General features: G+C 72.4%; 10 protein-coding genes and 1 pseudogene. 7 read left to right on the forward strand and 4 right to left on the reverse strand.

The window, feature by feature from the left end:
* Positions 1-394 (forward strand): annotated as a pseudogene (locus AB0J52_RS10310) (MFS transporter); the annotation flags it as partial.
* The gene (locus tag AB0J52_RS10315) at positions 391-723 is read left to right on the forward strand and encodes a nuclear transport factor 2 family protein (protein ID WP_500181273.1); all 333 of its coding nucleotides are present in this window, start codon (positions 391-393) and stop codon (positions 721-723) included. The pseudogene AB0J52_RS10310 and the gene AB0J52_RS10315, both read left to right, overlap by 4 nt.
* An 85-nt stretch (positions 724-808) precedes the next feature.
* Here the strand turns inward: AB0J52_RS10315 and AB0J52_RS10320 are convergent, their stop codons facing one another.
* Both AB0J52_RS10320 and AB0J52_RS10325 read right to left on the reverse strand, forming a co-directional pair.
* Entirely contained in the window at positions 809-2,476 is a 1,668-nt protein-coding gene (locus tag AB0J52_RS10320; RefSeq protein WP_500181274.1) for a hypothetical protein, read from the reverse strand.
* A 98-nt stretch (positions 2,477-2,574) separates the two neighbouring features.
* Positions 2,575-4,119, reverse strand: a complete 1,545-nt coding sequence (locus AB0J52_RS10325; protein WP_500181282.1) for a long-chain-fatty-acid--CoA ligase — start codon at positions 4,117-4,119, stop codon at positions 2,575-2,577.
* A gap of 304 nt (positions 4,120-4,423) precedes the next feature.
* Here AB0J52_RS10325 and AB0J52_RS10330 point away from each other — a divergent pair, with 304 nt between their 5' ends.
* Complete coding sequence (locus AB0J52_RS10330) at positions 4,424-5,038, forward strand: zinc ribbon domain-containing protein (RefSeq protein ID WP_500181275.1); 615 nt, start codon at positions 4,424-4,426, stop codon at positions 5,036-5,038.
* Positions 5,039-5,163: 125 nt separating this feature from the next.
* Here the strand turns inward: AB0J52_RS10330 and AB0J52_RS10335 are convergent, their stop codons facing one another.
* Positions 5,164-5,775, reverse strand: a complete 612-nt coding sequence (locus AB0J52_RS10335; RefSeq protein ID WP_500181276.1) for a lytic polysaccharide monooxygenase auxiliary activity family 9 protein — start codon at positions 5,773-5,775, stop codon at positions 5,164-5,166.
* 638 nt (positions 5,776-6,413) lie between these two features.
* Here AB0J52_RS10335 and leuS point away from each other — a divergent pair.
* Positions 6,414-8,882, forward strand: a complete 2,469-nt coding sequence (gene leuS, locus AB0J52_RS10340; protein ID WP_500181277.1) for a leucine--tRNA ligase — start codon at positions 6,414-6,416, stop codon at positions 8,880-8,882.
* A gap of 64 nt (positions 8,883-8,946) precedes the next feature.
* Entirely contained in the window at positions 8,947-10,023 is a 1,077-nt protein-coding gene (locus tag AB0J52_RS10345; RefSeq protein WP_500181278.1) for an EamA family transporter, read from the forward strand.
* Between the two features lie 205 nt (positions 10,024-10,228).
* Here the strand turns inward: AB0J52_RS10345 and lexA are convergent, their stop codons facing one another.
* Positions 10,229-10,933: a transcriptional repressor LexA gene (lexA, locus tag AB0J52_RS10350; RefSeq protein WP_500181279.1), complete on the reverse strand. Its 705-nt coding sequence runs from the start codon at positions 10,931-10,933 to the stop codon at positions 10,229-10,231.
* Between the two features lie 882 nt (positions 10,934-11,815).
* Here lexA and AB0J52_RS10355 point away from each other — a divergent pair.
* Positions 11,816-12,127 carry a LysM peptidoglycan-binding domain-containing protein gene (locus AB0J52_RS10355; RefSeq protein ID WP_500181280.1) on the forward strand — a complete coding sequence of 104 codons (312 nt, stop codon included), beginning with the start codon at positions 11,816-11,818 and terminating at the stop codon, positions 12,125-12,127.
* Between the two features lie 656 nt (positions 12,128-12,783).
* The coding region (gene nrdR / locus AB0J52_RS10360) for a transcriptional regulator NrdR (RefSeq protein ID WP_500181281.1) at positions 12,784-13,313 on the forward strand (530 nt) is incomplete at its 3' end.

Here is a 13,313-nt window from a genome sequence, read left to right on the forward strand (position 1 = left end):
CGCCGGGATCGCGGTGACGGTCGCGGGCGCCACCTCCGGCGGCGGTTTCTGGACGCTGCTGCCCGGCAGCGTCCTGTGGGGGCTGTTCGGCGGCCTCGGCTTCGTCACCCTGTTCGCGTCCGCCGGGGCGGGTGTCGCGCCGGACGAGCAGGGCGTCGCGTCCGGCCTCGCCAGCACCGCCAAGGAGGTCGGCGGAGCGATGGGCCTGGCGGTCTTCGTCGCGATCGTCACCGGTTCGCCGAACCGGCTGGACGGCCTGCACGCCGCCGGATGGACGGCCGCCGCCGTCACCGTCGCCGCCGGACTGATTGCCCTGGTGCTCAAGTCCCCTCGTTCGCTTTCCGGTTCAGAACACCCAGAAGACTCACCCTCACTCGAAGGAGCCGCCCGATGAACACCGAAGAACTGATCCGCGCCTACATCGAGGTCTGGAACGAGCGGGACGCCGCCGACCGCCTGGCACTGATGAAATCCGCCCTCACCGACGACTCGGTCTACTCCGACCCCGACTACGCGGGCCTGCGCGGCCACCAGGCGCTGTCGGACGCGATCGGTGTCGCCCACGGCAAGTTCGGCGACCTGCGGTTCAGGCTCGGCGAAGTGATCGGCGAGCACCACGGCAAGGCGCTGTTCACCTGGAGGCTCGGCGAGGTGGCCACCGGGTACGACGTGGTCGAGTTCGAGGACGGCCGCATCCGGAGCGTCGTCGGGTTCTTCGCCTAATGAGCGGCCCGGCGGGCTGCGGTCACCGCTGAACGAGGACGGCGTCCCGGCCTGAGTTGAGGCCGGGACGCCGTCGCGGCTTCGGTCAGCGGACGCCGTAGGCGCGGATGACGGTCTGGTCGACGACGCCTTCCACCTGGGTGCGGAGCGAGACGAAGCCCGCCCGGGCCGGGTTGCGGAAGAGGCTCTTCCAGCCGGTGCCGTCCTTGACGACGGGGACGGCCTGCCAGCTCGTGCCGTCGTCAGTGGACGCCCAGACCTTCGGGGTCTTCGAAGTGGTCAGACCGTCCGGGGTGAGGGAGAGCGCCTGGAGCGAGTTCACGGCGGCGCGGTTCGAGGCGTCCAGGCCGGAGGCCTTGTAGCGGAGGGCGCCGATCGTGAGCGTCGCCTTCGGGTCGGTGACCTGCACGTTCCAGGTGATGTGCTGCCGGGTCGCGAGGTCGGTCCAAGGCGCCGACCGCTTCGCGTCGACCGTGAGGGTGTACGAGCCGGGCTTCGCCGGTTCGGAACCGTTGAGGTAGCCGGGGACGCTGCTGGACGCGACGATCGCGCCGGAGGCGTCGGCCAGATACGTCGCCCCCTGCGTCAGCGAGATGGCGCCGCCGACCGTCTCCGCGTCCGCGCTGCTCACGAGAGGCGCCTTGATGAGGTTCTGGCCCTCGGCGTCGGGGGTGAACTCACCCTTGCTCGGACCGAACGGAGCCTGCCCCACGACGCGTGAATAGCGGCCGGGCCCGGGGAACCGCTCCTGGCGCAGGAGGAGGTCGTACTCCTCGAAGGCGCAGGACTCGTCGGTGGCCTGGTCCATGTACCAGTCCACGCCGGGCGTGAAGTACTCGGTGCGCTCGCTGGGCAGAGCGCCCATCTGGTAGTAGAACCCGTACTGCGCGCTGGTCTCCAGGCGCGGCGACGCATGGCCGCCGGCGCAGCTCTTCTGGCCTCCCGGACTCACGTACCTGGTCCGCACCTCCGCGAGGTCGGCGGTGCGCACCCGCACGCTCGGGTCCGCGGGGATGCCCTTCTCGGACGAGCTGATGTGGTAGACGTACGGGCTCTCCTCCGCGCCGCCCTTGGTGAGCTGCGCCCCCACGTCGATCTGCAGGTCGTCGCCGGGCGCGGCGGGTGTCACGTAGAGGTCGGGGGCGGCCATCGTGGTGATCGCCTGGTAGGTGTCGCCGAGCCGCTGCGAGACGATCGCCGCGACCGTGCCGGCCGACGCGTCCGCGCGGTCGGCCGTCACGCGGATGGGGCGGGCCGTGCGTCCGTCCATGGTCAGAGCCGTGTCGGCTCTGACCTCCACCTTCGGGTTGTACAGCAGGGTGACGGAGTCCCGGCCGTCCGCGGTGGTGTCGTAGATCTTGCTGGAGAGGACGTAGTCGCCGTCCGGGACGGGCCCCTCGGCGTGGCCGTCCACGATGTCCAGTCCGGTGGGCTCGCCGCCGTTCAGCGCCCACACGTAGAGGCGGCTGTTGTGGGTGGTGGTGGTCGGCTTGCCGTCACGGCCCAGCAGGTCCACCTTGAGGATGTGCTCCCCGGACGCCGCGACCGCGTGCGGACGGCGCGCCCTCGCCTCGGGGTCGGCGCCCTTCCGGGCCAGGCCGCGCTGGAACTTCCCGGCCGCGCCGGACGGCTTGGCCGCCGGACCCGCCGGGGAGGTGGGGGCTGCGTTCGCGGGGGACGCCGTCCCCGCGAGGACGGCCGCCGCGGAGAGCGCCAGAGCCGCCTTGAACGCCGGTGTCGCCTTGAACGTCATGCGATTCCTCTCGTGGTGACGGCGGCGCTCGGTGCGCCGCCGTCACGAGAGGTTCGCCAGAGGACCCGGTTGCTTTCCCAGGGGCCGGGCGGGACCCGCTAGCGGAGTTCGCGCTTGAGGATCTTGCCGGTCGCGGTCATCGGCAGCTCGTCGCGGAACTCGACGAGGCGCGGGTACTTGTAGTTCGCGAACTGCTCCTTGCCCCACGCGATCAGCTCGTCCTCGGTGAGCGACGAACCGGGCGTGCGGATCACGTACGCCTTGATCTCCTCGCCGTGCGAGTCGTGCGGGACGCCGACGACCGCCACCAGCGACACGTCCGGATGGCTCATCAGGACCTCTTCGAGCTCCCGCGGGTACACGTTGTACCCACCGCGGATGATCATGTCCTTGGAGCGGTCGACGATGTAGTAGTAGCCCTCCTCGTCGCGGCGGGCGATGTCGCCGGTGCGGAACCAGCCGTCCCGGATCGCGGCCTCGGTCGCCTCGGGCCGGCCGTAGTAGCCCTTCATCACGTTGTGCCCGCGGATCGCCAGCTCGCCGGGGCCCTCGCCCTCGACGTCCTTCCAGTCGTCGGTGATCATCTTCATCTCGACGCCCCAGATCGGCAGGCCGATCGAGCCCGGCTTGGCCGGCCGGTCCGGACGGTTGAACGAGGCGACCGGCGAGGTCTCCGAGAGCCCGTAGCCCTCCAGGATCTGGATGCCGAACTTCTCCCGGAAGCCGTTCAGCACCTCCATCGGGAGCGCCGCGCCGCCGGACACCGCGACCCTCAGGTTCTCCTTGATCACCGCGATGTCCTCGGCGGACGTCTCGTGCGTGAGCAGCCCCCAGTACATCGTCGGGACGCCCGCGAAGAAGTTCACCTTCTGCCCGACCATCAGCTTGATCGCCTCGTCGGCGTCGAACCGCGCCTGCATGACCATCGTCGCGCGCCGGTAGAGGCTGACGTTCATCACGCAGCTCTGCCCGAAGATGTGGAACAGCGGCAGCGTGACGAGGGTGGTGTCGTGCGGGCTGCGGGCGAACAGCGTGTCGTCGATCATCGCGTTCGTCAGCAGGTTGCTGTGCGACAGCTCCGCGCCCTTGGGCTGGCCGGTCGTCCCGCTGGTGTAGATGATCACGGCGGTGTCGGTCGGCTCGGCCGGGTGCGGCTCGAACTCGCCGGACTGGCCCGCCAGGGCCGCCCAGAACAGCTCCGCGCCCTCGATCGGCGACTCGGTCGCGGCCGGGTTCGCGGGCAGCAGGAAGAAGTGCTCGCAGTTCTCGGCCCGCTCGAACCCGGCGTACCCGGTCTCGCCGAGCGGCAGCTGGGGCGTGCCCTCGAAGCAGAAGATCGCCTTGGCGTCCGAGTCGGCGAGGTGGTAGGCGATCTCGCGCGGCTTGAGCAGCACGTTCAGCGGCACCACGACCGCGCCCGCCTTGAGCGCCCCGAAGTAGACCATCGGGAAGTACGGCAGGTTCGGCGAGGAGAGCGCGATCTTGTCGCCCGGCCCGATCCCGCGGGCGCGCAGCAGGTTCGCCACCTGGTTCGCGACCGTGTTCAGGAACGTGTACGAGAGCCGCAGGTCGCCGAAGACCAGGGCGTCGCGGTCGGGGGTCTCGCGGGCGGCGTCCTCCAGCAGGACGGACAGGTTGTACATCGCACTCCTCGCGCCGGTCACCAGGGAGTTATTACTGACGAGTTTATGCAGTTTTGCCACATCCTGGACCATGGACGGTGGAGCGCGCCAGCCCCTGACGTGGGCTTTCTCTGGGGAATGCCGCCGAACGCCGGAATCTGACGGATGTGTAGCGGTTCGTCGCTAGCATGGCCGCGACGCGACCGAGGGACCGCGACGAGCGCCGCCACCGGGGCCACGCCCGCTGCCGGCCGGCCGCCCGGCCCCTGGACGACGGGGCCACGAGGGCCGCGGCCGGCGGGACGCGACAGAGGGGACGTGCCACGTGCTGATCATCTTCGGCTTCCGGGTCGTGTACTTCACGCTCGCCCGGGGCGTGTTCCACTGCCCGGACTGCGGCGGCGACCGCGAGTTCCGGCGTCGCCAGGGCCGCAACTTCTTCACCCTGTTCTTCATCCCGGTGCTGCCGCTGAACCGGACCGGGCCCGAGATCGTCCAGTGCGACACCTGCCGCGGCCGCTGGACGACCGCGGTGCTCGCCGTCCCGACCAGCGCCCAGCTCTCGGCGATGCCGGGCATGCTGCTGCGGATGGCGGTCGTCCAGGTGCTCCGGTCCGGGGACGTCACCTACCCGGGGGCCAGGGAGCGCGCGGTCGAGGTCGTCCGGCAGTCGGGCGCCGAGTACGACACCGCCGCGCTGGACGCCGACCTCGGCCGGTCGTTCGACGACATCCGGGTCGAGATGGCCCGCTCCGCCGACACGCTCGCGCCCGAGGCCCGGGAGAACATCCTGCGTGCCGCCGCCGAGATCGCGCTGCTGGACGGCCCGCTCACCTTCTCCGAGGAGGAGACCCTGAACGCCGTGGGCGCCGACCTCGCGCTCACTCGCGTCCAGATCGCGGGCGTGCTGTCCCTGGCCCGCGAGTCGTCCGGCCACTGACCTTGTCCGAGGCCGACCTTGGCCCGGCGTGACCGAAACCGCCCGCCGTCCCCCCAGCGGGACGGCGGGCGGTCCGGTTCCCGGCGCTCAGCCGAGGTCTCGGGGGCCGGTGCCGGTGCCGGCGCTCAGCCGAAGTTGACGTCGGAGCACTGGTAGAAGGCGTTGCCGGTGTCGGCGATGTCCCACACGGCGAGGATCATGTGCCGTCCGTGCTTGGCCGGAAGCGTCCCGGGGTGCGCGACGGAGTAGGGCGGAATCCTGCCGCCGTAGTTGACCTGCAGGAACGGGGTCAGGTCGAGCTGGGCGCGGGTGAGCGGACGCGTCGGGTCCCAGCCGTCCCGGGTGACGAAGTAGCGGAACGAGGTCGTCGCGTGCGCGGCGGTCAGCTTCCAGGTGAAGGTGTAGGAGCCGCCGGACGGGACGGAGGCGGCGGGCCAGGCGCCGCCGCGCGGGTCGTCCAGCGGGGCCCAGCGGGAGTCCCCGGCGGCGCAGATCGTGCCGTCGGCGGGCCCGGCGGACGGGAACCCCTTGGGGCCCTCGGTGCTCTGCGGCTCCCACTGGATCGGGCCGCAGTTCTTGACGGTGCGCTGCTGGCAGAGCAGCGCCCGGCTGGGCGGGGCGGTGGTGTAGCCGTGCGCCAGGGCGGGCGCCGCGCTGAGCAGCGGCAGCCCGGCTCCCGCGACGGCGGCGATCACGAGCGTGGACTTCCTGGGCGCGAAACTGCGCAGTGGGGGCATACGCGTCTCCTCGGCGGGGGAGTCCCGGGGGCGGGCTCCGGAGCGGTACGTGGCCGGGGCCGGCTCGGCGGCCCTTATTGATAAGAAACCTTCCAGTCGGATGCGTCAACCCCCGCGTGCCCGGCCTGCGCGGCGCGGAGGCCGGGCGTCCGGGCCGGGCCCGGACGGGTTCTCGCGCCTGTCGGGCCGGCCGACGCGGCCTCGGGGCGCGGCCGGTCTAGTCCCCGAAGGCGACCGGTTGGCCGCGTCCGCTTGTCCGCGCCGAGATCACCTCCGACCGGCGCGCCGCGTCCGCGCGTGGCCGCGCCCCCGGCGGGACGGCCCGGAACGTCCGGAAGCGGCCAGCGAAGCGAGCCCGGAGCCGCTGTTCCGGACGTCCCGCCGCCTTGAGCCCTCCCGGACCCGGCGCGCGACCGGACCGGACGCCCGTTACCGGGAAGCCGCGGCCCTTGCCCCTGCGCTACTCTTGGGGTATGCGAGCCAGGCTGCTCCTTGGACCGCCGCGTTGACGCGATAGACGTCGGCGCGGCGACCCCTCCTGTGCGAGGGGTCTTTGCATGTTCCGGGGCCCTCACGGCACGGAACCCCATTCCAGGGCAGTCGGACCATCCCGTTTCAGAAGGACCGGAGTAGCGACCGTGAGCAGCGACGAGCAGTACGACCCCCGGGCGGTTCAGGACACGTGGCAGGCCCGGTGGGCCGAGCTCCTGCCGTTCGCCGCCGCCGAGGAGGACGACGGCCGCGAGCGTCGCTACGCGCTGGACATGTTCCCCTACCCCTCCGGTGACCTGCACATGGGGCACGCCGAGGCGTTCGCCATCGGGGACGTCCCGGCGCGCTACTGGTTCCAGAAGGGCTTCAACGTCCTGCACCCCATCGGCTGGGACTCCTTCGGCCTGCCCGCCGAGAACGCCGCGATCAAGCGCGACTCGCACCCCGCCGAGTGGACCTACGCCAACATCGAAACGCAGGCCGGGTCGTTCCACCGGTACGCGCCGTCCTTCGACTGGACCCGCCGGCTGCACACCTCCGACCCCGAGTACTACCGCTGGACCCAGTGGCTGTTCCTGCGCTTCCACGAGCGCGGGCTGGCCTACCGCAAGGGCGGCCAGGTCAACTGGTGCCCGAACGACCAGACCGTGCTGGCCAACGAGCAGGTCGTCGGCGGGCACTGCGAGCGCTGCGGCGCGCTGGTCGAGAAGCGCGTGCTGACCCAGTGGTACTTCAAGATCACCGACTACGCGGACCGGCTGCTGGACGACATGGAGCAGCTGGAGGGCCACTGGCCCGAGCGCGTCCTGCTGATGCAGCGCAACTGGATCGGCCGCTCCACCGGCGCCGACGTCGACTTCGTCATCGAGGGCCGGGACGAGCCCGTCACCGTCTACACCACCCGCCCCGACACGCTGTACGGCGCGACGTTCATGGTCGTCGCCGCGGACGCCGCGCTGGCCGAGGAGATCGTCGCGCCCGAGCAGCGCGCCGCGTTCGAGGCCTACCGCGACGAGGTCTCGCGGGAGAGCGAGATCGAGCGGCTGTCCACCGAGCGCGAGAAGACCGGCGTCTTCCTGGGCCGGTACGCGGTCAACCCGGTGAACGGCGAGCGCATCCCGGTCTGGGCCGCCGACTACGTGCTGGCCGACTACGGGCACGGCGCGATCATGGCCGTCCCGGCGCACGACCAGCGCGACCTGGACTTCGCGCTGAAGTTCGGGCTGCCCGTCCGCGTCGTGGTCGAGACCGGCGAGGCCGACCCGGCCGAGACCGGCGTCGCCACCGCGGGCGACGGCCGCATCGTGAACTCCGGCCCGATCGACGGGCTGGCCAAGGCCGAGGGCATCGCCAAGATCATCGAGGTGCTGGCCGAGCGCGGCACCGGCAAGGCGGCGGTGAACTTCCGGCTGCGCGACTGGCTGGTCTCCCGGCAGCGGTTCTGGGGCTGCCCGATCCCGATCATCCACTGCGAGGCGTGCGGCGAGGTCCCGGTCCCCGACGACCAGCTGCCCGTCGTCCTGCCGGACAACCTGCGCGGCGCCGACCTGGCGCCCAAGGGCGAGTCCCCGCTGGCGTCCGCGCACGACTGGGTGAACGTGTCCTGCCCCAAGTGCGGCGGCGGCGCCCGGCGCGACACCGACACCATGGACACCTTCGTCGACTCGTCCTGGTACTACTTCCGCTACTGCTCGCCGCGCCACACCGACGGCCCGTTCGACGTCGAGGCCGTCCGCAAGTGGATGCCGGTCGACCAGTACACCGGCGGCGTCGAGCACGCCATCCTGCACCTGCTGTACAGCCGGTTCTTCACCAAGGTCCTGTACGACATGGGCATGGTGGACTTCACCGAGCCGTTCCGCCGCCTGATGAACCAGGGCCAGGTCATCCTGAACGGCGCGGGCATGTCCAAGTCCACCGGCAACCTGGTCGACCTGGGCGAGCAGATCGACGAGTTCGGCGTCGACGTCGTCCGGCTGGCGATGCTGTTCTCCGGCCCGCCGGAGGACGACATCGACTGGGCGGACGTCTCCCCGCACGGCATGCTGAAGTTCCTGGGCCGCGTCCACCGGATCGCGACCGAGGTCGCCACCGAGCCCGGCGCCGACCCGGCCCAGGGCGACGTCGCGCTGCGCCGCGTCACGCACCGGACCATCGACGAGGTCACCTCCCTGGTCGAGGCCGGCCGGTTCAACGTCGCGATCGCGCGGATCATGGAGCTGGTGTCGGCGACCCGCCGCGCCATCGACTCCGGGCCCGGCGCGGCCGACCCGGCCGTCCGGGAGGCCGCCGAGACCATCGCGGTCACGCTGTCGCTGTTCGCGCCCTACTCCTCCGAGGAGGCGTGGTCGGTGCTGCGCCGCCCGGCCCCGGTGATCCGCGCGGGCTGGCCCGAGGCCGACCCGGCGCTGCTGGTCGAGGAGTCGGTGACCTGCGTCGTGCAGGTCGCGGGCAAGGTCCGCGACCGGCTGGACGTCCCGCCCGCCATCGCCGCGGACGAGCTGGAGCGCCTGGCCCTGGCCTCGCCGAAGGTCCAGGACGCGCTGGGCGGCGCCGGCATCGCCAAGGTGATCGTCCGCGCCCCCAAGATCGTCAACATCGTGCCGAAGCGCTGACGCCGGTTTCGTCCCGTCCCTCCCGGAGATCATCCGACCTCGCGGTCGATCTCCGGGAGGGCTTGTGGGCGAGGCGTTGGCGTTGGCGGCGGCGGTCGGGTTCGGCGCCACGCACTTCCTGAGCGGCCTGCTGTCCCGCCGGGTGGACGCGACGGCGGTCGCGCTCGTCGCCCAGCTCGGCGGCACGCTCATCGCCCTGCTCGCCGTCCCGTGGGTCGCCGCGCCGCACGTCACGCCCGGCGACCTGGCCTGGGGCGCGCTCTCGGGAGTGGGCACGGGCGTCGGCGTGACCTTCCTGTACCGCGCGCTGGGCGAGGGCGACTTCAGCGTCGTCGTCCCGCTGAGCGACGTGGCGGCCGTGGCGCTGCCGGTGCTGGTCGGCGTCCTGGTGCTGTCCGAACGTCCCGGCATGACCGCCTGGATCGGTATGGCCGCGGCCCTTCCCGCGCTGTACCTGATCGCCCGTCCGGCGTCGCATCGCTCCGTGGGCAAGCACGCTTCCACCGGTGCGGACGAGCGGACCGGCAGGCACAGGGGAGCCGGGAAGCGGGGCCGCGGGTCGGCTGCGGCTTCGCGCGTGGGGGCGGGGTTCGCGCGGATGGCCGGCTCGGCGGGAACCCGGGACGCGCTGGTGGCGGGTGTGGCCTTCGCGGTCCAGTTCATCGCGCTCGCGCGCACCGGACCCGACGCGGGGCTGTGGCCGCTGGTCGCGTCGCGCGTGGCGTCCGTCGTGGCCATCCTGCCGATGGCGTCCGCGATGTGGCGCGAGCCCGGCGAACCCGAGCGGCAGCGGGTGCTCGCCTCGCAGCCGGTCTGGGACCTGGACGACTCCAGCCACGGGCATCGTGCGGCGAAGCGGAAGAAGAAGCGGGGCAAGTCGGGCATCATCGGGCGCGTCCGGATGAGCCCGGGCACGGCGGCGGGAGCGCTGGGCACGGGGATGCTGGGCACGGTCGCGATGACGCTCTACCTGCTCGCGACCCGCGAGCAGCTCATGACGCTGGCGGTGGTGCTGACCGCGCTCTATCCGGTCATCCCGGTGGTGCTCGGCCTCGGCGTGCTGCGCGAACGCGTCGGCCGCGCGCAACTCGCCGGACTGGGTTTCGCGGCAGCGGCCATCGCCCTCATCAGCCTGGGCTGAACCGCGCGCAACGTGCCTGAGTACCCGGGACGGGCTGAATCGCCGGGCGGCGTGGCCTGAGCCGCCTGTAGGGGGATGCCGCCGGAAAACAGCCGGTCAGCCAGATGCGCGCCCGCTCCGGGTCCGTCCGTCCCTGGGGAGACCCGGAGACGGGGACGCTGCGGAGCGGACGCGCACCGGAGGACGTGCGGGCGCCGGGGTGCGGCTACATCTTGCGGAGGACGGCGACGACGCGGCCGAGGACGCTGGCCTCGTCACCGGGGATCGGCTCGTAGGCCGGGTTCGCGGGCATCAGCCAGATGTGCCCGTCGCGGCGCTTGAAGGTCTTCACCGTGGCCTCGCCCTCGATCATGGCGGCCACGATGTCGCCCTGCTCGGCGACCGGCTGCTGCCGGACGACGACCCAGTCGCCGTCGGCGATCGCGGCCTCGATCATCGAGTCGCCGGAGACCTTCAGCAGAAAGTGCGTGCCCTCGCCCACGAGCTGCTTCGGCAGGGCGAACACGTCCTCGACGGCCTCCTCGGCGAGGATCGGGCCACCGGCGGCGATCCGTCCGACGAGGGGGACGTAGGCGGGCGCGGTGCGGCCGTGCGAGTCGACGACGCCGTTCGGGGCCTCGAAGTTCTCGTCCTCGGTGCGGACCGGGGTGGTGCCCGGCACCCGGACCTCCACGGCGCGCGGCCGGTTCGGGTCGCGGCGCAGGTAGCCCTTGCGCTGCAGCGCGCGCAGCTGGTGCGACACGCTGGAGGTGCTGGTCAGCCCGACCGCCTCGCCGATCTCGCGCATCGAGGGCGGGTAGCCGCGCCGGGTCACCGAGTCGCGGATGACCTCCAGCACCATGCGCTGCCGCTGGGTCAGGCCGCTCTCGTCGCTGGGACCGTCGGGCAGCTCCCGGACCTTGCTGCTCATCGCTCGTTCGCCTCCCGGCGCGTCGCTCCGTCACTCCTCGTCACGGCACGATATCGCGGATCCGCTTAATGATCAAACAATTGTTCGAAGATGGTCCTCGATTTTCCCCCTCGGGTGCGCTACAACATCGTACATGCGTTCGATCGAAAACACTTTCGATCAAGGGTGACGGGCGGTGCACGGCGAAGGGGGACCGACATGGCGGCGCAAATGCCCCGCGGGGGACGCGGAGCGGCGGGCGAACGGCTTTCACCACGGCATAAACCAGACCATCGGCGCGGACATCTGCGGCTCGTCCCGCCCCTCGACGAACCGGACGCGCCGGGCGCGCCGCCGACTCGCGAGCCGCGCCCGGCCCATTCCCCCCGCCGCAATCCGCCGGCACGCCCTTCCGGAGAGCGTTTCCCACGCCCCATCCCCAAGGCCGTGCCCCACGAGCGTCCACCACGGGAGGACGCCCGCGGCGACGACGTCCGGGAGGTCGCCGCGCTACGGGCCGACACGCCGACCCCTGCGGGCCGCGGCCGCCCCGCCACCCGAGGCCCGGCCGTCAGGCGAGCCGAGGCGCGGGGTGGCGACGCGAGGCGCGCCGGAGCCCGAGGCGCCGACCTGCGGCGTGCCGATGCGCGGGGTGGTGAGGTGCGGCGTGTCGATACCCGGGCCGGTGGTGTGCGGGGCGGTGGCGCGCGTGGTGATTCCGCGCGGCGGGGCGACGTGCGGATGGGGGGCGTAGCGGCTCGTAGAGGCCGGGGTGGTGGTGCGTCGCCTGGTGGCGGTCGGCGTCAGTCTCCGGTCGTGCGCGGCGAGCGGCGGGTCGGGGGGCGCTCAAGCGGCGGTGCCCGGCCTCGCGCGGGCGCGCGCACGGGGAAGCAGTCCGGAGGCTTGCGCCTGACGCGGCGCGGGCGTGTCGTCGTGGTCGTGTTCGTGGCGGCGTTCGTCCTGCTCATGCTGTGGGGCGCGGGGGCGCTGGCGGCGCGCGCGGGCAGCGGAGATCATCGGGATCGACCGGTGCCGGACGGCCGTAAGGTTGTCCCGGTCGTGGTGCGGCCAGGCGACACGCTGTGGGGGATCGCCGAACGGGCCGGCCCCGCCTCGGACCCGCGCCGCTCGGTGGCACGGATCCTGAAGCTGAACGGCCTGCCGGACGACACCCTCGTCCGGCCCGGCCAACGGCTCCGCGTGCCCACGCTCTGACGCCCGCGACGGCGTGCGAGTGCCGGGCCGCCCGGTCACGGGTGTTCCGAAGGGGCTGCGGAGGGGCTTCGAGCGAGGCGGTCCCGGCGTGCCGCGGACGGTCGCGAAAGGGCGGGCTCGGCGGCGTGTGGACCCTCCTATCGGGGGTAGTCCACACCGCGGCCGAAGGGCCGTCCACTGCTGACGGGCGGGCACGGTCGGGCGAGCCGAGGGGCGGACGGTGTTCGGCTGATGCTCGCGAAACGGTCGTCGTCAGTGGTCGGCCGGGCGGTGTGCGGGCACCCCTTCGCGGGTCGGCGGGACGGCCGGTGCGTGGCGGCTTGGACGGTGCGCTGAGGGCTGTGCCCAGCGGGTTCGCTGCGGGTTCGCGGTGTCCCGGAATGGGGGCTGCGGATTCGGTGTTCGTGCAGGTCGCGGCGGGTTTTCGCGGTCACGGAAGGTGACCGGGTGGACGCGACACGCCGAGCGAGACGCCGGGAGGCTCGGTGTGACCAGGGTCTACGCGTGAGGCCTCTGTTCCAGGTTGCGCAGCAGTCCCCCGCGCTCTACGGTTGACCACAACATCTAGTAGTTACACGGACGTCATTAACCACAAGTTGTGTCTTGTGGGGGCGGTTCCGTGGACGTCGCTTGACCGTCGGGAGAGGGAGACACGCGTGCACTGCCCGTTCTGCCGCAACCCCGACACCAAGGTGATCGACAGCCGTTCCACCGACGACGGGGGAGCCATCCGGCGCCGCCGGTCGTGCCCGGAGTGCGGCAAGCGGTTCACCACCCAGGAGAACGTCCTGCTCATGGTGGCCAAGCGCAGCGGGGTCACCGAGCCGTTCTCCCGTGACAAGATCGTCGCCGGGGTGCGCCGGGCCTGCCAGGGCCGCCCGGTCGACGAGGACGCGCTGGCCAAGCTGGGCCAGCGGGTCGAGGAGGCGCTGCGCGCGACCGGATCGGCCGAGATCCCCTCGCACGAGGTGGGCCTGGCGATCCTGGGGCCGCTCGGCGAGCTCGACGAGGTCGCCTACCTGCGGTTCGCCTCGGTGTACCGGGGCTTTGAGTCGCTGGAGGACTTCGCGCGCGAGATCGAGGCGCTGCGCCGGGCGGACGGCGGGCGCGGGACCGGCCAGGCCGGGCCGGGCACGCCCGGCGGACCGGACCGGCGGGGACCGGCCGCGGGGGGACGTTCCCCCGG

This window comes from Spirillospora sp. NPDC049652, assembly GCF_040675125.1.
Classification (GTDB): Bacteria; Actinomycetota; Actinomycetes; order Streptosporangiales; family Streptosporangiaceae; genus Spirillospora.